This window comes from Polaromonas sp. P1_F2 (assembly GCF_056405735.1).
Map to the genome: position 1 here is coordinate 96,515 of NZ_JBFUBN010000011.1, position 19,129 is coordinate 115,643.

Here is a 19,129-nt window from a genome sequence, read left to right on the forward strand (position 1 = left end):
CAATGCGTCAACGAACCCTTCCGAGTTTTTTGCCGTTCAACAACCCACCCGCAGAGGAGACAAATCCAATGAGACTCAAGACAATTCTGGCCGCCGCGATGGTCGCGGCCGGCCTCATCACGGCGGGGCAGGCCGCCGCCCAGGAAAAGCTCACCGTCTGGTGGGTCAAGGGCTTTTATAAAGCCGAGGACGACGCGCTGTTCGCCGCGATCAAGAAGTACGAGGAAAAACACAAGGGCGTGAAGGTCGAGCTCTCGCAGTACCCCGTGCAGGACATGATCCCGAAAACCGTCGCGGCCCTCGACTCCGGCAGCCCGCCCGACGTGGCCTATGCCGACGTCTACGACTTCCAGGTCGCCGGCAAGTGGGCCTTCGACGGCAAGCTTGAAGACATCAGCAGCGTGATCAATCCCATGCGCGCGCGTTTCGCGCCCAACACGGTGGAGACCGCCTTCCTCTACAACGACGTCACCAAGACGCGGGCCTATTACGCCTTCCCGATGAAGCAGCAGACCATGCACATCGAGTACTGGGTGGACATGCTCAATGAGGCCGGCTTCAAGGAATCCGACATTCCCACGGCCTGGAAAGACTACTGGTCTTTCTGGTGCGACAAGGTGCAGCCCGCCCATCGCCAGAAAACCGGCAACCGCACTTTCGGCATAGGCCAGCCGCTGGGCGTGGATTCGAGCGACTCGTTCTATTCCTTCCTGACCTTCATGGACGCCTACAACGTGAACCTGGTCAGCGACAGCGGCAAGCTGCTGGTCGACGATCCCAAGGTCCGCGCCGGCCTGATCGGTGCGCTGACGGATTACACCCAGCCTTATGCCAAGGGCTGCACGCCGCCGTCGTCCACCAGCTGGAAGGACCCGGACAACAATGTCGCCTTCCATAACAAGACCACCATCCTGACCCATAACGCCACGATTTCGATCGCCGCGAAATGGCTGGACGACATGAACAACGCCTCGCTCAAGCCGGAAGAGCGCGAGACCGCGAAGAAGAACTACACCGAGCGCATCCGCACGGCGGGCTTCCCGAACAAGCCCGACGGCAGCAAGATGGTCTACCGCGCCGCCGTCAAGGTGGGTGTGGTGTTCAACCAGGCCAAGAACAAGGCCCGCGCCAAGGAGTTCGTGTCCTTCCTGATGCAGGAAGAAAACCTCACGCCTTATGTGGAAGGCTCGCTGGGCCGATGGTTCCCGGTGACCAAGACGGCGCAGCAGCGTCCGTTCTGGAAGGCCGATGCGCACCGCCTGTCGGTCTACAACCAGTTCACCGCCGGAACCGTCAACTTCGAGTTCACCAAGAACTACAAGTTCACCATCCTGAACAACGAGAACGTCTGGGCCAAGGCGGCCAACCGCGTGATCAATGAAAAGGTGCCGGTGGACAAGGCCGTTGACGAAATGATCGCCCGCATCAAGACCGTGGCGAACTAAACGGTATCGACTGAAGAAAGCCGCGCCGCCCGCCCGGGATCCCGGGCAGGCGGCGCGCGTCAACAAAGCAAAGCATGAGCACTGCAACCATTCAACAGGCCGCCCCTTCCGTGCGCGCCGAACGCGCCGCCATGACTTCGTGGGAGAAGTGGGGGCTCGCGCTGGTCGTTCCCTACCTGCTGATCTTCCTGGTTTTTGTCATCTACCCGGTGGGCTACGGCCTGTGGCTGGCACGCCATCCGGATAGTTATGTCAGGCTGTTCGCCGACCCGATTTTTTTCCGCTCATTGGTCAACACGGTGGTGTTCATCGTCGTGGCGGTGAACATCAAGATGGCGGTGGCCTTGTTCCTGTCGGGATTTTTCCTGAACACGCGCTGGTGGATCAAGGCGCTGTCGGTGATTTTCATCCTGCCCTGGGCCGTGCCCTCCATCCCGACCATTTTGTCGATGCGCTTCATGCTCAACCCCGAGTGGGGCGTCATCAACACCCTGATTTTCAAGTTGACGGGCATAGACGGGCCGAACTGGCTCAATGACCCGACGCTGGCCCTGTCCTTCTCCATGCTGGCCCACATCTGGAAGTCCCTGCCGTTCTGGACGCTGATCCTGCTGGCCGGCCGCATGGCCATACCGGCCGAGCAATACGAGGCCGCGTCGGTGGACGGCGCCACGATCTGGCAGAAGTTCCGCTTCATCACCTGGCCGTCGATGCGCTCGCTCTACCTGACCTCGACCATCCTGTCGATGATCTGGACGCTGGGCGACTTCAACAGCGTCTACCTGCTCACGGGCGGTGGACCGGCCGACCTCACGCACGTGCTGGCCACGCTGGGCATCCGTTACCTGCGGCTGGACCAGGTCGATTTGTCCCTGGCCTCCATCGTCGTGGCCCTGCCCCTGGTGCTGCCGCTGGTGTATTTCATGATGAAAAGGTTGTCCAAATGAGCCGCGTCACACTGCGTACCGTAAGCCGGGAGGCCAGGCTGCTGCTGATCGGCATCCCGGTCCTGCTGTGGACGCTGATCCCGATCTACCACATGGTGCTGTTCGCGATCTCGCCGCGCAACGAAGCCACGACCGGGCGGCTCTGGCCCAAAAAGCCCACGCTGGACAACTTCGAGACGGTGTTCTGGCAAAAGCATTTTTACCTCGACCATTTCTGGGAACAACTTGGCAACTCGCTGGTGATCGCGATTTCGGTGGGTGTGCTGACGCTGGTGATCTCCACCACCGCGGCCTTTGCCATCAGCCGCCTCAAGGTGCGCGGCGGCCGCACGGTGATGAACATGGCGCTCTTCACCTACTTCATCCCCGCGGCCTTCCTGGCCGTTCCCATGTACAAAACCATGGGCAACTACGGCTTGCTGAACCACCAGTGGTCGCTGATCCTGGCCATGGTGACCATCGCCTCGCCGTACTGCATCTGGGTGCTCAAGCAGGCCTCCGACAAACTGCCTTACGAACTCGACGAGGCGGCCAAGATGGACGGCGCCACGGCCATGCAGCTGTTCCGGCTGGTCTACCTGCCGCTCATGGTGCCCTCGCTGGTGGCGGTCGGAACTTATGCGCTGCTGCTGGCCTGGAATGAATACCTCTACGCTTTCCTGCTGCTGTCCAGGGACACCAGCGTGACGCTGGCGGTGGCCCTGGGTAATTTCCTCGCCGCCGACGACTCGCCGTGGGAACTGCTGATGGCCACGGGCCTGATTTACGCGCTGCCTCCGGCGGCTATCTATTACACATTCAAGCGCTACATGGTGTCAGGCCTGACTGCCGGCGCCGTGAAAAGCTGATCCCCGGGAAATACCAAACATGGCTTCTGTATCGTTTCGCAATATTGAAAAGGCCTTCGGCAAGGTCAAGATCATTCACGGCATCAGCTTCGACATCTCCGACGGCGAATTCGTCGTGCTGGTGGGGCCGTCGGGCTGCGGCAAATCCACGCTGCTGCGCATGCTCGCCGGCCTGGAGGAAATCAGCGGCGGCGAAATGTCGATTGACGGCAAGGTCATCAACGAGCTCGACTCCAAGGACCGCGACATCGCCATGGTGTTCCAGAGCTACGCCCTGTACCCGCACATGACGGTGCGCGACAACATGGCTTTCAGCCTGAAGCTGCGCAAGGCCGATGCCGAACTCACCAACAAGCGCGTCGGCGACGCCGCCCGCATCCTGAACCTGGACCCGCTGCTGGACCGCTTCCCGCGCGAGCTCTCGGGCGGGCAACGCCAGCGCGTGGCCATGGGGCGGGCCATCGTGCGCGACCCCAAGGTCTTCCTGTTCGACGAGCCGCTGTCCAACCTGGACGCCAAGCTGCGCGTGGCCATGCGCGCCGAAATCAAGGCCCTGCACCAGCGCCTGAAGACCACCACGGTTTACGTCACGCACGACCAGATCGAAGCCATGACCATGGCCGACCGCATCGTGGTGATGCACGACGGCATCATCGAGCAGATCGGCACGCCGCTGGAGCTGTTCGACCGGCCCGGCAACCTGTTCGTCGCGCAATTCATCGGCTCGCCCGCCATGAACGTCTTCAAGGGCGTTCTGCGCAAGGACGGCGGCCGGGCCTGGGTCGAAGCCCAGGGCCACCAGTGGCCCATAGGCGCGATCGCGCAGGCGCAGGACGGGCAACCGGTGCACTACGGCGTGCGCCCCGGCGACCTGTCGCTGTCCGCCACCGGCCAGGGCATCCCGGCCAAGGTCATCGTGGTGGAGCCCACCGGCGCCGAGACCGAACTGCTGCTCGACGTGAACGGCGCCAAGGTCATTCTGGTGATGCACGGCCGCACGGCCGTGCGCCCCGACGAGATCGTGCACCTCGAAATCGCGGCCGGCAAAACCCACGTGTTTGACGACGCCAGCGGCGCCCGGCTGGACTGAGGCAGCCCATGGTCGTGAACACTTTCAGGCTTGATGGGCGCCTGGCGCTGGTCACCGGCTCTTCGGCCGGCATCGGCCTGGCGCTCGCGCGCGGCCTGGGGCAGGCCGGTGCCCGCCTTGTGCTCAACGGCCGCGACAGCGCCAGGCTGGCGCAGGCCGCCGCTGTGCTGCGCGACGAAGGCCTGGAGGTCCACACCAGCGGCTTCGACGTGACCCAGGCCGGCGCGGTGCTGGCGGCCGTGGACGACATTGAGGCGACCCTGGGCGGCATCGACATCCTCGTCAACAACGCCGGCATGCAAAAGCGCATGGCCCTGCAGGATTTCCCGGCCCAGGACTGGCATGAGCTGATGCGCACCAATGTCGACAGCGTCTTTTTTGTCGGCCAGGCGGTCGCCCGGAAAATGATAGGGCGCGGCAAGGGCAAGATCATCAACATCTGCTCGGTGCAGAGCGAGCTGGGGCGTCCCAACATCGCGCCCTATATGGCCAGCAAGGGCGCGGTGAAGATGCTGACCAAGGGCATGGCGATCGACTGGGGTCCTTACGGCATCCAGGTCAACGGGCTGGGCCCGGGCTACTTCAAGACCGAACTCACCGAAAAACTGGTGGCCGACGAACAGTTCAGCGCCTGGCTCACGGGGCGCACGCCCAGCAGGCGCTGGGGTGAGGTGGCCGAGCTGGCCGGCGCTGCCGTGTTCCTGGCCAGCGATGCCTCCAGTTTTGTCAACGGCCATGTTTTATATGTCGACGGCGGGGTGACGGCGACGCTGTGAAGCCGCCGCCGGCCCGCGCAACCAGGGAGAAACATCATGCGTGGACTTGTCTGTCATGCGCCCCTAGACCTGCGCCTTGACGCACTGGATGCCGAACACCTCGGTCCGCAGCAGCTGCGTGTGCGGGTGGCTTTCGGCGGGATTTGCGGTTCCGACCTGCACTACTTCCAGCACGGCGGTTTCGGCACCGTGCGTATCAAGGAACCCATGGTGCTGGGCCACGAGGTGTCTGGCGTTATCGAGGCCGTGGGCAGCGAGGTCAGCGGCCTGCGCGCCGGCCAGCGCATCGCGATTTCGCCCTCGCGGCCCTGCGGCGCCTGCCGCTTCTGCCAGCAAGGCCTGCACAACCACTGCATGGACATGCGCTTTTACGGCAGCGCGATGCGTTTTCCGCACATCCAGGGCGCTTTCCGCGAAACCCTGGTCATCGAGGCTGCCCAGGCGCATCCCGTGGCCGACGACCTGCCTTTGTCCGAGGCCGCGCTGGCCGAGCCCCTGTCGGTAGGCCTGCACGCCATTTCGCGGGCCGGCTCGGTCTTCGGCAAGCAGGTGCTGGTGACCGGTTGCGGCCCGATAGGCGCCCTGCTGATCGCCGGCCTGCGCCGCGCGGGCGCGGCCCGCATCGTTGCGGCTGACATCGCCGAGCTTCCCCTGGCCTGCGCCAAAAAAATGGGCGCGGACCAGACCCTCAACCTGGCCCAGGAGCCCGACGGCCTGGCGGCCTTTGCCGCCGGCAAAGGCCAGTTCGACGTGATGTTCGAGGCCTCGGGCAATGAGAAAGCCCTGGTCGCGGGCCTGGATGTGGTGGCGCCGCGCGGCGTCATCGTGACGGTGGGCCTGGGCGGCAACGTCTCCCTGCCGCTCAACACCCTGGTCGCCAAGGAGCTGGAGTTGCGCGGCACCTTCCGCTTCCATCCGGAATTCGCCGTCGCGGTGGCCTTCCTGAACCAGCGGCTCATTGACGGGCGGCCCGTGATCACCGACATCGTCGCCTTCGACCAGGCCATGCATGCCTTTACACTCGCCGGCGACAAACGCCAATCCATGAAAGTACAAATCGCCTTTGGCGGCGAAACCTGATGGGGCGTCTGCTTTTTCTTTTTATAGCCATTCACCGGAGTCCCTTGTGACCGTTTTCTCCAAAGTCATTCTCTACACCGATACCGACGGCCGGGCCAAATTCCGGGAGGAGGCCATACCGCTGGGCGAAGGCTCGCCTCAGGCAATGCTGTCCGAATTGTTCGCCTCGGGCGGCTACCAGCTACGCCACAGCCCGCTGGGTTTTCGCAGCCAGTTCCATTGCACGCCGAACCCGCAGTGGGTGTTCATCCTGGGCGGCGAGATGGAAATCGGGTTGCAGGGCGGCGTCTCACGCGTGTTCAAGCCGGGCCAGCATTTCTATTCCGCCGACGTGCTGCCGGCCGGCGCCACTTTTGACCCGGCACTGCACGGCCATTGGAGCCGCCAGGTAGGGCCGGACCCGCTGGTCACGTTGTTCTTGCGGGGTTAAGGCGACACCATGGCCACCATGAAAAACGTCCACGGCAACACGGTTGACCATATCGGGGAAGCCATCGTCGCGGGGCGTTATACCGCCGGCATGTCCATGCCGCCGGAGCCGGTGCTCTGCGAGGAACTGGGCGTGAGCCGCACGGTGGTGCGCGAAGCGGTCAAGTCGCTGATCGCCAAGGGCCTGGTCACCACCGGGCCCAAAGTGGGCACTCGCGTGCTGACCGAGGAGCACTGGAACTGGTTTGACCCTGACGTCATCGCCTGGAAGGCCAAGGCCGGCATCACGCCTGAATTTTTACGCGACCTGCTGGAACTGCGGCGCCTGGTCGAACCGGCCGCCGTGCGCATGGCCGCCGAGCGCGCCAGCGCGGAGGAAATCGCCGGGATCGAGGACGCTTATGCGGGCATGAAGCGTGCCGTGGAAGGCGGCGGCGACTACGTTACCTACGACCTGCGCTTTCATCAGGGGCTGCTGCGTGCCGCGCACAACCGCATGCTGGTCCAGATGAGCAAGGCGCTCAGCGCCTTGCTGCGCACCAGTTTTGAAATTTCCACCGTCCGCAAGGACGGGCCCAAGCGCTCGCTGCCGCTGCACCGGGCGGTGCTCGACGCGGTGATCGCCCGCAACCCGGCCAAGGCCGAAAAAGCGATTCTGGTACTGATTGACGGCGCGCACGAGGACATCGAGCTGGTGCTCGGCTCGCGACGCCGTTTGCCCAAGCTGAGCAACCCGGCCAAGCAGCTCAAGGCGGCTTGAGCGGCTCACAAAACCCTCCTGGCGTTGTTGTGGCCGCCTTGCCATGCTGGTGCACTGTCTGCGGCGTCACGCCTAGCCAGGACCGCTTCGCCGGGTTTTGTGAGCCGCTCTTAGCGCTGCTGCATCTCGCCAGACAGGATCACGTGGTGGCCCTGGCGAGTAGCCACTTCCTCGACCAGCGTGCGCGCGACGCGTTCCGCCGAAATGGACTGGTAGTTGAGCGGTATCACGCGGTTGAGAAATTTTGAGAGGCCCATTGCCAGCTTTTCACCGCCGCGCGTGGGCTGACCCAGGGATTCCCGGTCGCCCGCCAGAAAGGACGGCCGCACCACCACCAGCGTGGAAAAACCGAGCTGCGAGAGCGCTTCTTCGGCTTCGCCTTTAACACGGGTGTAGAAGAGGACGGAATGGGAGTCTGCGCCCATGGCGCTGACCACACCCAGCCGCGTGGCGCCGGCAATGCGGGCGGCTCGGGCTACGGCCAGCACGGCATCAAAATCCACCCCCCTGAAAGCCGCGCGGCTGCCTGCTGTCTTGATGGTGGTGCCCAGGGCGATGAAGACGTCGTCCACCGGCGGTGCGGTGAATCCGGCGAAAGAGTCCGCCAGGTGCACGGCCAGCTTGAGGTCGCGCTGGGCTGGTGCGCGACGGCCCACGCAGTGGACCGCCGAATAGTGCTTATCGGCCAGTAAACGAGCCAGGACCGCCCGGCCGACGAGGCCCGTTGCCCCGGCCACCAGCGCCACCCGAGCCGCCGCCACCGCCGGAGCGGTTGCCGCCCCCCCGGTAGTTGCCGCGGTTGCCGCCCGTGGGCTGGCCGGAGGATGGGAAGCCTGAGGAGGCGTGGCTGGCGGGTTGCTGGTTGTCGAAGTCATTGCGTGGCTCCCTTGACTCATTGCGGGGCGCACGCGGCTGCTGGTCGTCGCGCGGCGGGCGCTGCGCCTGCTGGCGTGGCGGCTGGCCGTTCTGTGAGTAGCCCGAAGCCTGGCGTGGCTGGCCGGGATTGGGCGTGCGGGGACCGCGGCCGCTGCCGCCGCCATTGCCGCCACCCCCGTTGCCGCCGCCGGCGGGGCCGCGTCCGCGCGCGCCGCCATTGCCATTGCCGCCACCGTTGCCGCCGCCTGCGCCACGCGCGGGCTGTGCACCCTTGGTGTCGCGGATGCGCTGCATCATCTCGGTGCGGGCGGCCTTGGCCGCTGCCTGCATCACGTCACGGCTTGGCGGCTTGCCCAGGCCGCCCCAGATGGTCTGGCGGCCCATGGCCAGCGGCTCGGCGCGTTCGCCGGGCTCGGCTTCAAAGCCGGGGACCAGGACTTTTTCGATGTTCTGCTTGGTGAAGCGCTCGATGTCCTGCATGAAGCCTTCTTCATCGAGGCACACCAGGCTGACGGCTTCGCCGCTGTTGCCGGCGCGGCCGGTGCGGCCGATGCGGTGAACGTAGTCTTCGCTGACGTTGGGGATTTCGTAGTTCACCACGTGCGGCAATTCGTCGATGTCGATGCCGCGGGCGGCGATGTCGGTGGCCACCAGGGCGCGGATCGTGCCGCTCTTGAAATCGGCCAGGGCCTGGGTGCGGGCGGTCTGGCTCTTGTTGCCGTGCAGCGCCATCGCGGGGATGCCGTTTTTGGTCAGGTGCTCGGCCACGTTGTTGGCGCCGAACTTGGTGCGGGTGAACACCAGCACCTGGCTCCAGTTGTGCTCGTTGATGATGTGAGTCAGCAGCGCTTTTTTCTTGCTGCGGCCGACGGGATGGATGGTCTGCGTGATGCGCTGCACCGTGGTGTTGCGCGGCGTGACCTGGATGGATTCGGGGTTCTTGAGCAGGCCGTTGGCCAGCTCGCGGATCTCGTCGCTGAAGGTCGCGCTGAACAGCAGCGACTGCTTCTGCTTGGGCACCAGGGCGAGCACCTTCTTGATGTCGTGGATGAAGCCCATGTCCAGCATACGGTCGGCTTCGTCGAGCACCAGGATCTGCACCTGGCTCAGGTCCAGCGTGCCCTGGCTCGCGTGGTCCAGCAGGCGGCCGGGGGTGGCGACCAGGATGTCGACGCCGCGGCGCAGTTTTTCAATCTGGGCGCCCATGCCGACGCCGCCGAACATCACCATGGAGGTGAGGTCGGTGTATTTGCCGTAGGTGCGCACGCTTTCTTCGACCTGGGCCGCGAGTTCGCGGGTCGGGGTCATGATCAGGGCCCGCACGGCATTGACGCCGCGGCGGTTGGTCAGGCGCGCTTCGGTGGACAGGCGCTGCAGCAGGGGGAGGGTGAAGGCAGCGGTCTTGCCGGTGCCGGTCTGGGCGCCGCCCAGCAGGTCCACACCCTTGAGCACGGCGGGGATGGCTTGGGCCTGGATGGGGGTGGGGGTGTCGTAGCCCTGCTCGAGCACAGCCTTCAGAATGGCCGGGGCCAGGTTCAATTCTTCAAATGTCATGATGTTGCGCCGTGTGGCGCTTTAGATCGGCCTGTTGGGCGCCTTGCTGAAAGGCAACCCGCCAGTCAAAGGCAGATGGGGTCAGAAAGTGGGCCGAAAACATCGTAAGCAGCCACTTGAAGCGGTACCCGGATGTGCCCAAATGTTGTAGGCAACTGGAGCCAGCAACCCCTGTATTGTCGCACAGCAACGATAATGGGGGCATTCACGCATAAATCACGCCTTGCCAAAAGGCGTTTGCGCCCAGGCGCAGCGTGTCGTTCCAGCCCGCAAGAAAGCCTGCTGACAGCCTGTAGAGATAGCCTTTACAGGCGGCAAGCAGCCCGTTTTCTGGCATTGTTTTTCATTTTTACCAAAGTTAATCCTGATGGCTCAGTACGTATTTACTATGAACAAGGTCGGCAAGATCGTGCCGCCCAAGCGCCATATCCTCAAAGAGGTGTCGCTCAGTTTCTTCCCGGGCGCCAAGATCGGCGTGCTGGGCACCAACGGCTCCGGCAAGTCGACCTTGCTCAAGATCATGGCCGGCCTGGACACGGAAATCGAGGGTGAAGCCACCCCCATGCCGGGCCTGAACATCGGCTACCTGCCGCAGGAACCCAAGCTGGACCCCGAGCACACGGTGCGTGAAAGCGTGGAAGCCGGCATGGGCGCGGTGTTCGCCGCCAAGGCCCAGCTCGAAGCCGTGTACACGGCCTACGGCGAGCCCGACGCCGATTTCGACGCACTGGCCGCGGAGCAGGCCCGCCTGGAGGCCATCATCGCCACGGCAGGCACCGACTCCGAGCACCAGCTTGAAATCGCCGCCGACGCGCTGCGCCTGCCGCCCTGGGACGCCAAGATCGGCGTGCTGTCGGGCGGCGAAAAACGCCGCGTGGCCCTGTGCAGCCTGCTGCTGTCCCGGCCCGACATGTTGCTGCTCGACGAACCCACCAACCACCTGGACGCCGAATCGGTGGACTGGCTGGAGCAGTTCCTGCAGCGTTTCTCGGGCACCGTGGTGGCCATCACCCATGATCGCTACTTCCTGGACAACGCCGCCGAGTGGATCCTGGAGCTGGACCGCGGACACGGCATCCCCTGGAAGGGCAACTACAGCAGCTGGCTGGACCAGAAGGGCGAGCGCCTGGCGCAGGAGCAAAAGGGCGAGGAAGCCCGCGCCAAGGCCCTGAAGAAGGAACTTGAATGGTCGCGCCAGAACCCCAAGGCGCGCCAGGCCAAGAGCAAGTCGCGCCTGGCCCGCTTCGAGGAGCTCTCCGATTTCGAATACCAGCAGCGAAACGAAACCCAGGAAATCTTCATCCCCGTGGCCGAGCGCCTGGGCAATGAGGTCATCGAGTTCAAGAACGTCAGCAAGTCCTTCGGCGACCGCCTGCTGATCGACAACCTGAGCTTCCAGGTGCCAGCGGGTGCCATCGTCGGCATCATCGGCCCCAACGGCGCGGGTAAATCCACGCTGTTCAAGCTGATCGCCGGCAAGGAGCAGCCCGACAGCGGCGAGGTCGCCATCGGCAAGACCGCGCGCATGGCCTTTGTCGACCAGCACCGCGACGACCTGGCCAATGAAAAGACCGTCTGGGAAGATATCTCCGGCGGCCTGGACATGCTGACCGTCGGCAAGTTCACCATGCCCAGCCGCGCCTATGCCGGCCGCTTCAACTTCAACGGCGCCGACCAGCAAAAGCGCGTCGGCATGCTGTCGGGCGGTGAGCGCGGGCGCCTGCACCTGGCCAAGACCCTGATCGCGGGCGGCAACGTGCTGATGCTCGATGAACCCTCGAACGACCTGGACGTGGAAACCCTGCGCGCGCTCGAAGACGCGCTGCTGGAATTCGCCGGCTCGGTGCTGGTGATCAGCCATGACCGCTGGTTCCTGGACCGCATCGCCACCCACATCCTGGCCGCCGAAGGCGACAGCCAGTGGACCTTCTTCAACGGCAACTACCAGGAGTACGAAGCCGACAAGAAGAAGCGTTTGGGTGAAGAGGGTGCCAAGCCAAAACGCGTCCGTTTCAAAGCCCTGCACTAGGCTTGGGAACTGTCATGACAGACCAGGAGGTCCTGGATAAAACCCGTTTATGGCTCGAAAAAGCCGTGATCGGGCTCAACCTGTGCCCGTTCGCCAAGGCGGTCTACGTGAAGAACCAGGTGCGTCTGGTGGTGAGCCGTGCCCGGCATGCGGACGACCTGCTCGAGGAACTTGACCGCGAACTGGACTTGCTGGCGGCGACGCCGGCCGAAGAGGTCGACACCACGCTGCTGATCCATCCCACCTTGTTCGAGGACTTCCTGGATTTCAATGACTTCCTGGAAATCGCCGAAGGCGTGGTGGATGAACACGGCCTGGAAGGCGTGATCCAGCTGGCCAGCTTTCACCCGCAGTTCCAGTTTGACGGCACCGAGCCTGACGACATCGGCAACTACACCAACCGCGCCCCCTTCGCCATCCTGCATTTGCTGCGCGAGGAGAGCGTCGAAAGGGCCGTGGAGGCATTCCCCGAGGCCGAGGCCATCTTCGAGCAGAACATCGCGACGCTCGAAAAACTCGGCCACACGGGCTGGAAAGCGCTGGGCCTGTAGAGCCGCGGCGCTCCTATTTGGGCAAATACTGTTTGAGCACCGCCTGAAGCTGGGCGAAGTTAAATGGCTTGGTCACATAGCCGCTGGCGCCCAGGCGCAGGGCTTCCTCGAGCCGCTCCGACTCCGCGCTGGCCGACAGGAACACAAAGGGCACCTGCCTGAGCGCGGGTTCGGCCTGAAGCGCGGCCAACACTTCCATGCCGTTCATCTGCGGCATCATCACGTCGCAAAAAATCAGGTCCGGTAGCTGCGCCCTGGCCGCCTGCAGGCCGGCGCTGCCATCCGCCGCCGCGACGCCTTCATGGCCCTCCAGCCGGACGAAGCGCAGCAGGTTGTCCCGTATATGGGACTCGTCTTCAATCACCAGGATGCGCGCCATTTTTCTTTCGCGTTGAAGGCCCCGCTGTCGTTGTTTGGAGGGGGCGGATATTCCCTGTGCCGCCAGCCGGCGGGATACGCCGCAGCGCCGGTCTGGTGGCCCATCTTATAGCGTTGCCGGGCTTGAATGTTCAAATCGTGACGGTAAAGCGCGTGCCCTGTCCCACGGTGCTGGCAACTTCGATGCGGCCGCCGTGCAGGTCGACGGAATTCTTGACGATGGCCAGGCCCAGGCCCGTGCCCTGGATTTCGCCGACGTTGCTGGCCCGGTGAAACCATTCAAACAGGTGGGGAAGTTCTTCGGCCGGAACCCCTATGCCCTGGTCCGAGACCTCAAAGGCCACCCGTCCCTCTGAAGAAAAGACGCGAAACAGGACTTTCCCGCCCTGCGGCGAATATTTGATGGCGTTGGACAACAGGTTGCCGAAAATATGCCGCAGCAGCTTTTCATCGAAGAGCCCGACCGCCGGACTGGCCTCGAATTCCAGGGCCAGCTCGCAGCCCCCTTCCGAATGCTGGATGCGGGCATCTTCGACCAGGTCCTGGCACAGCGTTTGCAGGTTGAGCTCGGCCGGCTGGAACTCCAGCATCTGAGCCTCCACCTTGCCCAGCAGCAGCACGCGGTCCAGCATCTGGGTCATGCGCTGCACGCCGGTTTCTATGGTGGCGATGACTTCGGCTTTTTCGGGTTCGGGCAGGCGGTCGCCGTAGTGCTTGAGCAGCTCCGCGGACGACAGGATGAAGGCCAGCGGCGTGCGGAATTCATGCGAAGCCACCGAGATGAAGCGCGACTTCATGTCGTTGAGTTCGGTCTGCCGCTGCAGCGTCTGGCGCTGCGTCAGCTCGGCCTGCAGGCGGGCGGTGGCGTCCACCACGAAAATCAGGGTTGCCTCGCGCTTGCCCCATTCGATCTGCACGGCGGAGAGCTCCAGCGAGCGCACCTCGCCGGCCTGGGTGATCACCCGAAAACCGTACATCGAGTCGACCTCGTCGCCCCGCAGGCGGCGTTCGTGGCGCTCGCGCATCACCGGCAGGTCGTCGGGGTGGACGGTCGCCGTGTAGGGCTGGGACAGCAGGTATTCCCGCGGATGGCCCACGATGCGTTCCAGGCTGGGGTTGGCGAACACCATGCGGCCGTCCTGCACCACCACGACGCCGACGCCGACGTTTTCAATCACCGTGCGGTAGCGCTCTTCCGATTTGCGCAACTCGTCGAGCGCCTGGTAGCGCTCGATAGCGCTGCTGACGTGATTGGCCACGAAGGAGAGGATGTCCGCGTCCGAATCACTGTAGGCTACGCCCGGTTCATAGCCCTGCACCGCGAGCACGCCGCCTATGCTGCCGCGTATGTGCATGGGAACGCCCAGCCAGGAGCTGAAGGTCATGTCGCCGCTGCCTTCCGTCACCTGGCCGCCGGCTTCGAGCAGCTTGAGCCGCGCGGCATCGATGATCTGCGGCCGGCCGGTGCTCAGCACGAACTCGGTCAGACCGCGCCGGTAGGGCACGTCGCTCAACTGCAGGGTGTCGCCGTCGCGCTCGTCCACGTAGTAGGCGAAATTCTTGCGTTGTTTTTGCGCGTCGTAGAGGCAGACGTAACAGTTCTTCGCATACAGCAGTTCGCCCAGCAGGCCGTGCACTGATTGCAGGAAGTCATAAAAGGAAAGGTCGGCCGCGGCGCGCTCGGCGATGCGGTAGAACACCCGCTGCAAGGTTTCGGCTTTTTTCTGCTCCAGCGCCTCGGCCTGCAGTTCACGCGTGCGTTGCTCCAGCCACAGCGTGGCCGAGGTCTCCTGCTTCTGCTTTTCAAGCTGCAGTTCGCGGTAGTCGGCCTGCAGCGTCTGGTGTTGCTGCCGTAACTGCTTGAGCTGGAGTTGCAGGTCGGCGTCAGGGGGCATGGTGCGGCTATCGTACTCGGGTGGAGGAGATGTCCGCCGTGTTGCCATCAGGGTGCGGCCAGTCCGTCCACCGTCTGGAACATGGTCTCGCGCGCCTGCGCCACGATCTGCGTGCGCCATTCGTCGGTGTCGACGTAGAACGCGTCCATCATCTGGCGCTTGATCGCCGCGTGCACCTCGGGCGGCGCTTCGGGGTGCTTGTGCAGCCAGTGGTCGGCGCGCAGCGCGCCTATCATTTCGAGGATGGGCAGCGTGCCGTATTCCATGGCCATGGCGGTGTATTCGGCCCGCGGGCACTCGTCGTGCACGGCGTACGACATCAGGCCCGTGAGTTTGGCCGAGGTCGAGGAGCCGTCGTAGAAAGAGGTCACGGGCGTGGCGCCGCCGCCGTCCCACCAGGCGCGTGCGCGCGCCAGGGATTTAGCGTCGTCGTTGCCGGCAAAGATGCGCTCGCCCATGCCGCTGGGCCCCAGGCCCGTGTGCAGGTCCATCCAGGCGATGCGTGTGGCTTGTTGCGCGAAGGTTTGCAGCACTTCGCGCAGGGTGCGGTTGTTCCAGGTCGGCACGGTGCCGCCGAAGAACATGCCGTCGGCGTATTCATGCTGCCCCTGCGACACCGCCGCCTGGTAGCGCGTCACGCCGTGGGTGTCTATATAGGCCGCGATGGCGGCCTCATTCGCGGCCGTGGGCGGCCATTGCTCGGGCAGCAGCAGGTCGTGGACTTCGCGGTAGGCTTCGTTCACGGGCAGGGGCTCGCTGAAGTCATGGAAGTTGCGGTTCAGGTCCACGTTTTCATGCGTGGTGCGCCGCGCGTACGAAAAGCCGTGCGGGTTGAGCGCATGGATGTATAGCACCGCCACGCCGCCCGCGCGGGCCCTGGCGCGCCATTCGGCGTCGTGCGCGGCGTACACCTGCACGCCCGAGCCGCAGTAGCCTTCCACGCCGTGGCAGGCGCTGCTGACGATGAAGAGCTTCGCCGCGTCGGGCGAGCCGTCCAGGGCGACGTCCATGGCCAGGGTTTCGCCCTCGCGGCCCTTGAGCGGGTGTTCGTAGGCGCGAAGCGCCATGCCGGCGGAGGTCGCCGCCTCAAGGAATTTCGCGCGCGCAGCCGCATAGCTGGCCGAAAAAGCCGCATGTGTGTTCATGGTGTGTTGTTGGAGGTCAGGATTCAGGCCTTGGCAGCCGTGCCCAGCCAGCGTGTGGCCAGTTGGACCCAGTAGGTGCCGCCCAGGGGGATCAGGTCGTCGTTGAAGTCGTAGCTCGGGTTGTGCAGCGTGCAGGGCCCTTCGCCGTGGCCCATCTCGCGGTGCGCGCCGTCGCCGTTGGAAATGAAACAGTAGGCGCCGGGTTTGGCCTGCAGCATGTAGGCGAAGTCTTCAGCGCCCATGGTGGGCTCCTGTGCCAGCACGTTGGCCGGCCCCACGATGTCGCTCATCACCCGGCGCGCGAAATCGGCTTCGGCGGCGCTGTTGACGGTGGGCGGGTAGTTGCGCGTGAAGCTGAACTCGCAGCGCGCCTCGAAGGCGGCGCAGGTGTGCTCGGCGACTTCCTTCATGCGTCTTTCGATCAGGTCCAGCACCTCGATGCTGAAGGTGCGCACCGTGCCCTGCAATTCGCAGAAGTCGGGGATCACATTGGTGGCCTCGCCGGCGTGGATCATGGTCACCGAGATGACGCCCGCATCCACGGGTTTCTTGTTGCGGCTGATGATGTTCTGGAAGCCCTGCACCATCTGGCAGGCTATCGGCACCGGGTCAGTGCCGGTGTGCGGCAAGGCAGCGTGGCCGCCCTTGCCGCGTATCGTGATCTTGAATTCGTTGCTCGACGCCATCACCGGCCCAGCGCTGACCGCGAAAGTGCCGACAGGCGCGCCCGGCCAGTTGTGCATGCCGAAGACCGCTTCGACGGGGAATTTTTCAAAGAGGCCGTCCTTGATCATCTCGCGCGCGCCGCCGCCGCCTTCTTCGGCCGGCTGGAAGATCAAGTAAACCGTGCCGTCAAAGTCGCGGTTCTGCGAGAAGTGGCGTGCCGCAGCCAGCAGCATGGCAGTGTGGCCGTCATGGCCGCAGGCGTGCATCTTGCCCGGCTGCGTGCTGGCATGGGGGAATTTGTTGAACTCCTGCATGGGCAGGGCGTCCATGTCGGCGCGCAGGCCCACGGCCCGGCCGCAGGCGCCGCCGTCGCGGCCGTGCACGATGCCGACCACGCCGGTGGTGCCCATGCCGCGGTGAACCGGGATGCCCCAGGATTCGAGCTTTTGCGCCACAACGTCGGCGGTGCGCACTTCCTTAAAGCAGAGTTCGGGATGGGCGTGGATGTCGCGGCGCACAGCGGCTATGTCGGCCGCCCCGGCCAGGATGGATTCAATGATTTTCATGACGATGTCCCCTAAGAGTACATATTACCCAAGCCGGTTCCGCTTTGCATGACCGTGCCTGGGTTCCTGGCATTAATGCCTAAATCCGGCCCTCTTCAACCGCATGGCAGGCCACACGAACGCCTTCGAGTGGCAGGAATTCCGGCCTTTCGCTGCGGCAGCGCTCGTTGGCGTGCGGGCAGCGCGGGTGGAAGGTGCAGCCGCCGGGCGGGTCCAGCGGATTGGGCACTTCGCCCGACACCGGGGTGCGGGCGCGGCCGGTGTCGTGCATCTTTGGGATGGCGTCCAGCAACATGCGTGTGTAGGGATGGCGCGGCCTGTCGAACAGGCTGTGCTTGTCGGCCAGTTCCACGAGGCGGCCCAGGTACATCACGCCGACCTGGTCGCTGACATGGCGCACCACTGCGAGATTGTGCGAGATGAAGAGGTAGGTCAGGCCGCGCGTGCGCTGCAGGTCCTTCATGATGTTGAGCACCTGCGCCTGCACGCTCACGTCGAGCGCCGAAGTCGGCTCATCGCAGACCAGGAATTCGGGCTCGGTGGCCAGCGCGCGCGCGATGGAGATTCGCTGGCGCTGCCCGCCCGAGAACTGGTGCGGGTACTTGGGCATGTCCAGCGGCGACAGGCCGACCGACTTGAGCAGCTCGCCCACGCGCTCCTTGAGCGCGGCGCCGGCCTCCAGGATGCCGTGCTCGCGCAGTGGCTCGGCGATGATGTCCTCGATCGTCCAGCGCGGGTTCAGGCTGGCGTACGGGTCCTGGAAGATCATCTGGATACGGCTGCGCAGTTGTTGCCCGGCCGGTGTCTTGAAGACCGCATGGGCGTCCTGGCCGTCGAAGGTCAGGCCGCCGCGCGTGGGTTCATACAGGCCCACCAGCAGGCGTGCCACGGTGCTCTTGCCGCAGCCCGATTCACCGACCAGCGCCAGCGTCTTGCCTTTTTCAATCTCGAAGCTCACCCCATCGACGGCCTTGAGCAGCAGGCGGGGCTTGCGTTCCAGTACGCGGTTCAGCCAGGGCGGTGATACATCGAAGGTCTTGGCCAGGTCATGCGCCTGGACCAGCGGGGGCCCCGCGCTCGTTGCGCTTTGCAATGTTTCGATATTCAGGATTTCACTCATGCCGCTACCCCCGCATGCGCATCGTGCAGCCAGCAGGCCGCCCGCGTGGCGCCGGCCGGCATCAAGTCCGGCCTGTCCTGTCGGCAGCGGTCAAAAGCCTTGGGGCAGCGCGGATTGAAGGCACAGCCCTGCGGGATGGCGTTCAGGCGCGGCATGGCGCCGTCGATCTGGTAGAGGCGCTCGCGCTCCACCGCGATGTCGGGAATCGCGGCCATCAGGCCTGCGGTATAGGGATGCGACGGGTGGTTGATCACCTGGTGCACCGGGCCGATCTCGGCGATGCGCCCGGCATACATCACGGCCACGCGGTCGCAGGTCTCGGCGATCACGCCCATGTCATGGGTGATCAGCATCACGGCGGCGCCGCGCTGCCTGCAGATGTCTTTGAGCAAGGTGATGATCTGCGCCTGGATGGACACGTCGAGCGCGGTGGTCGGCTCGTCGGCCACGATCAGCTTGGGTTCGGCCGCCAGGGCGAGGGCGATCACCACGCGCTGGCGCATGCCGCCCGAGAACTGGTGCGGATAGTGGTCTATGCGCTGCGCGGCCGCCGGGATGCCGGTGTCGTTGAGCAGCTCGATGGCACGCGCCCTGGCTTCCCGCGCCGTCACCGGCAGGTGGGCCTGGATGGTTTCCACCAGCTGCCGGCCTATGGTGTAGAGCGGGTTCAGCGAGGTCAGCGGGTCCTGGAAGATCGCGCCTATCTTGCGCCCGCGGATGTGGCGCATGCGCTCATGGGGCAAGTTGTCGATGCGCTCGCCTTCGAGCAACACCTGGCCGCCGGCCACGCGCCCGGGCGGCTCCAGCAGGCCGATGATGGCGGCGCCGGTCAGCGATTTGCCCGCGCCCGATTCACCCACCACGCCGAGGATTTCACCGGGCGCGATGTCGAACGAGATGTCGTCCAGCGCGCGCAGTGTGCCGCGCCGGCCGGGGAACTCGACCACCAGGTTCTTGATTTGCAGAAGACTCAT

General features: G+C 64.7%; 18 protein-coding genes. 10 read left to right on the forward strand and 8 right to left on the reverse strand.

Annotated elements, in window-relative coordinates:
• The first annotated feature begins 68 nt into the window (after positions 1 to 68).
• The 8 genes from AC1D0O_RS19905 to AC1D0O_RS19940 all read left to right on the forward strand — a co-directional run bounded on the left by AC1D0O_RS19905 (position 69) and on the right by AC1D0O_RS19940 (position 7,375).
• The gene (locus AC1D0O_RS19905) at positions 69 to 1,445 is read left to right on the forward strand and encodes an ABC transporter substrate-binding protein (protein WP_477655218.1); all 1,377 of its coding nucleotides are present in this window, start codon (positions 69 to 71) and stop codon (positions 1,443 to 1,445) included.
• A gap of 74 nt (positions 1,446 to 1,519) precedes the next feature.
• A complete protein-coding gene (locus tag AC1D0O_RS19910) occupies positions 1,520 to 2,392 on the forward strand; it encodes a carbohydrate ABC transporter permease (protein ID WP_477655219.1) in 873 nt (290 codons plus the stop codon).
• Entirely contained in the window at positions 2,389 to 3,240 is an 852-nt protein-coding gene (locus AC1D0O_RS19915) for a carbohydrate ABC transporter permease (RefSeq protein ID WP_477655220.1), read from the forward strand. Before AC1D0O_RS19910 ends, AC1D0O_RS19915 begins: the two co-directional genes overlap by 4 nt.
• A gap of 19 nt (positions 3,241 to 3,259) precedes the next feature.
• Positions 3,260 to 4,330: an ABC transporter ATP-binding protein gene (locus AC1D0O_RS19920; RefSeq protein ID WP_477655221.1), complete on the forward strand. Its 1,071-nt coding sequence runs from the start codon at positions 3,260 to 3,262 to the stop codon at positions 4,328 to 4,330.
• Between the two features lie 8 nt (positions 4,331 to 4,338).
• Positions 4,339 to 5,106, forward strand: coding sequence for an SDR family oxidoreductase (locus AC1D0O_RS19925; RefSeq protein WP_477655222.1), 768 nt, complete (start codon positions 4,339 to 4,341; stop codon positions 5,104 to 5,106).
• 36 nt (positions 5,107 to 5,142) lie between these two features.
• Entirely contained in the window at positions 5,143 to 6,186 is a 1,044-nt protein-coding gene (locus AC1D0O_RS19930) for an L-idonate 5-dehydrogenase (protein ID WP_477655223.1), read from the forward strand.
• 46 nt (positions 6,187 to 6,232) lie between these two features.
• Positions 6,233 to 6,616 (forward strand): cupin domain-containing protein, encoded by a 384-nt coding sequence (locus AC1D0O_RS19935; RefSeq protein ID WP_477655224.1) that lies wholly within the window; start codon positions 6,233 to 6,235, stop codon positions 6,614 to 6,616.
• A gap of 9 nt (positions 6,617 to 6,625) precedes the next feature.
• Entirely contained in the window at positions 6,626 to 7,375 is a 750-nt protein-coding gene (locus tag AC1D0O_RS19940; protein ID WP_477655225.1) for a FadR/GntR family transcriptional regulator, read from the forward strand.
• Between the two features lie 110 nt (positions 7,376 to 7,485).
• Here the strand turns inward: AC1D0O_RS19940 and AC1D0O_RS19945 are convergent, their stop codons facing one another.
• Together AC1D0O_RS19945 and AC1D0O_RS19950 are read right to left on the reverse strand one after the other, a co-directional pair.
• A complete protein-coding gene (locus tag AC1D0O_RS19945) occupies positions 7,486 to 8,136 on the reverse strand; it encodes an NAD(P)H-binding protein (RefSeq protein WP_477655226.1) in 651 nt (216 codons plus the stop codon).
• Positions 8,054 to 9,805, reverse strand: coding sequence for a DEAD/DEAH box helicase (locus AC1D0O_RS19950; RefSeq protein WP_477655227.1), 1,752 nt, complete (start codon positions 9,803 to 9,805; stop codon positions 8,054 to 8,056). The genes AC1D0O_RS19945 and AC1D0O_RS19950 overlap by 83 nt, the downstream gene beginning before the upstream one ends.
• 367 nt (positions 9,806 to 10,172) lie before the next feature.
• Here AC1D0O_RS19950 and ettA point away from each other — a divergent pair, with 367 nt between their 5' ends.
• Entirely contained in the window at positions 10,173 to 11,834 is a 1,662-nt protein-coding gene (ettA, locus tag AC1D0O_RS19955; RefSeq protein ID WP_477655228.1) for an energy-dependent translational throttle protein EttA, read from the forward strand.
• A 14-nt stretch (positions 11,835 to 11,848) separates the two neighbouring features.
• Positions 11,849 to 12,385, forward strand: a complete 537-nt coding sequence (locus tag AC1D0O_RS19960) for a DUF1415 domain-containing protein (protein WP_477655229.1) — start codon at positions 11,849 to 11,851, stop codon at positions 12,383 to 12,385.
• 13 nt (positions 12,386 to 12,398) lie between these two features.
• Here AC1D0O_RS19960 and AC1D0O_RS19965 read toward each other — a convergent pair whose 3' ends face one another.
• The 6 genes from AC1D0O_RS19965 to AC1D0O_RS19990 all read right to left on the reverse strand — a co-directional run bounded on the left by AC1D0O_RS19965 (position 12,399) and on the right by AC1D0O_RS19990 (position 19,129).
• Positions 12,399 to 12,764 carry a response regulator gene (locus AC1D0O_RS19965; RefSeq protein ID WP_477655230.1) on the reverse strand — a complete coding sequence of 122 codons (366 nt, stop codon included), beginning with the start codon at positions 12,762 to 12,764 and terminating at the stop codon, positions 12,399 to 12,401.
• A 130-nt stretch (positions 12,765 to 12,894) separates the two neighbouring features.
• The gene (locus tag AC1D0O_RS19970; RefSeq protein WP_477655231.1) at positions 12,895 to 14,658 is read right to left on the reverse strand and encodes a sensor histidine kinase; all 1,764 of its coding nucleotides are present in this window, start codon (positions 14,656 to 14,658) and stop codon (positions 12,895 to 12,897) included.
• Between the two features lie 47 nt (positions 14,659 to 14,705).
• Positions 14,706 to 15,803 carry a M14 family metallopeptidase gene (locus AC1D0O_RS19975; RefSeq protein WP_477655232.1) on the reverse strand — a complete coding sequence of 366 codons (1,098 nt, stop codon included), beginning with the start codon at positions 15,801 to 15,803 and terminating at the stop codon, positions 14,706 to 14,708.
• A 23-nt stretch (positions 15,804 to 15,826) separates the two neighbouring features.
• A complete protein-coding gene (locus tag AC1D0O_RS19980; RefSeq protein WP_477655233.1) occupies positions 15,827 to 17,035 on the reverse strand; it encodes a M20 aminoacylase family protein in 1,209 nt (402 codons plus the stop codon).
• A gap of 79 nt (positions 17,036 to 17,114) precedes the next feature.
• A complete protein-coding gene (locus AC1D0O_RS19985) occupies positions 17,115 to 18,155 on the reverse strand; it encodes an ABC transporter ATP-binding protein (protein WP_477655234.1) in 1,041 nt (346 codons plus the stop codon).
• A complete protein-coding gene (locus tag AC1D0O_RS19990; protein ID WP_477655235.1) occupies positions 18,152 to 19,129 on the reverse strand; it encodes an ABC transporter ATP-binding protein in 978 nt (325 codons plus the stop codon). Before AC1D0O_RS19990 ends, AC1D0O_RS19985 begins: the two co-directional genes overlap by 4 nt.

Bases quoted from the DNA above. Each gene is read 5' to 3' on its own strand.
- AC1D0O_RS19905 (WP_477655218.1), top strand. From the start codon at position 69: ATGAGACTCAAGACAATTCTGGCCGCCGCGATGGTCGCGGCCGGCCTC.
- AC1D0O_RS19910 (WP_477655219.1), top strand. From the start codon at position 1,520: ATGAGCACTGCAACCATTCAACAGGCCGCCCCTTCCGTGCGCGCCGAA.
- AC1D0O_RS19915 (WP_477655220.1), top strand. From the start codon at position 2,389: ATGAGCCGCGTCACACTGCGTACCGTAAGCCGGGAGGCCAGGCTGCTG.
- AC1D0O_RS19920 (WP_477655221.1), top strand. From the start codon at position 3,260: ATGGCTTCTGTATCGTTTCGCAATATTGAAAAGGCCTTCGGCAAGGTC.
- AC1D0O_RS19925 (WP_477655222.1), top strand. From the start codon at position 4,339: ATGGTCGTGAACACTTTCAGGCTTGATGGGCGCCTGGCGCTGGTCACC.
- AC1D0O_RS19930 (WP_477655223.1), top strand. From the start codon at position 5,143: ATGCGTGGACTTGTCTGTCATGCGCCCCTAGACCTGCGCCTTGACGCA.
- AC1D0O_RS19940 (WP_477655225.1), top strand. From the start codon at position 6,626: ATGGCCACCATGAAAAACGTCCACGGCAACACGGTTGACCATATCGGG.
- AC1D0O_RS19950 (WP_477655227.1), bottom strand. From the start codon at position 9,805: ATGACATTTGAAGAATTGAACCTGGCCCCGGCCATTCTGAAGGCTGTG.
- ettA (WP_477655228.1), top strand. From the start codon at position 10,173: ATGGCTCAGTACGTATTTACTATGAACAAGGTCGGCAAGATCGTGCCG.
- AC1D0O_RS19960 (WP_477655229.1), top strand. From the start codon at position 11,849: ATGACAGACCAGGAGGTCCTGGATAAAACCCGTTTATGGCTCGAAAAA.
- AC1D0O_RS19965 (WP_477655230.1), bottom strand. From the start codon at position 12,764: ATGGCGCGCATCCTGGTGATTGAAGACGAGTCCCATATACGGGACAAC.
- AC1D0O_RS19970 (WP_477655231.1), bottom strand. From the start codon at position 14,658: ATGCCCCCTGACGCCGACCTGCAACTCCAGCTCAAGCAGTTACGGCAG.
- AC1D0O_RS19975 (WP_477655232.1), bottom strand. From the start codon at position 15,803: ATGAACACACATGCGGCTTTTTCGGCCAGCTATGCGGCTGCGCGCGCG.
- AC1D0O_RS19980 (WP_477655233.1), bottom strand. From the start codon at position 17,035: ATGAAAATCATTGAATCCATCCTGGCCGGGGCGGCCGACATAGCCGCT.
- AC1D0O_RS19985 (WP_477655234.1), bottom strand. From the start codon at position 18,155: ATGAGTGAAATCCTGAATATCGAAACATTGCAAAGCGCAACGAGCGCG.
- AC1D0O_RS19990 (WP_477655235.1), bottom strand. From the start codon at position 19,129: ATGAGTCTTCTGCAAATCAAGAACCTGGTGGTCGAGTTCCCCGGCCGG.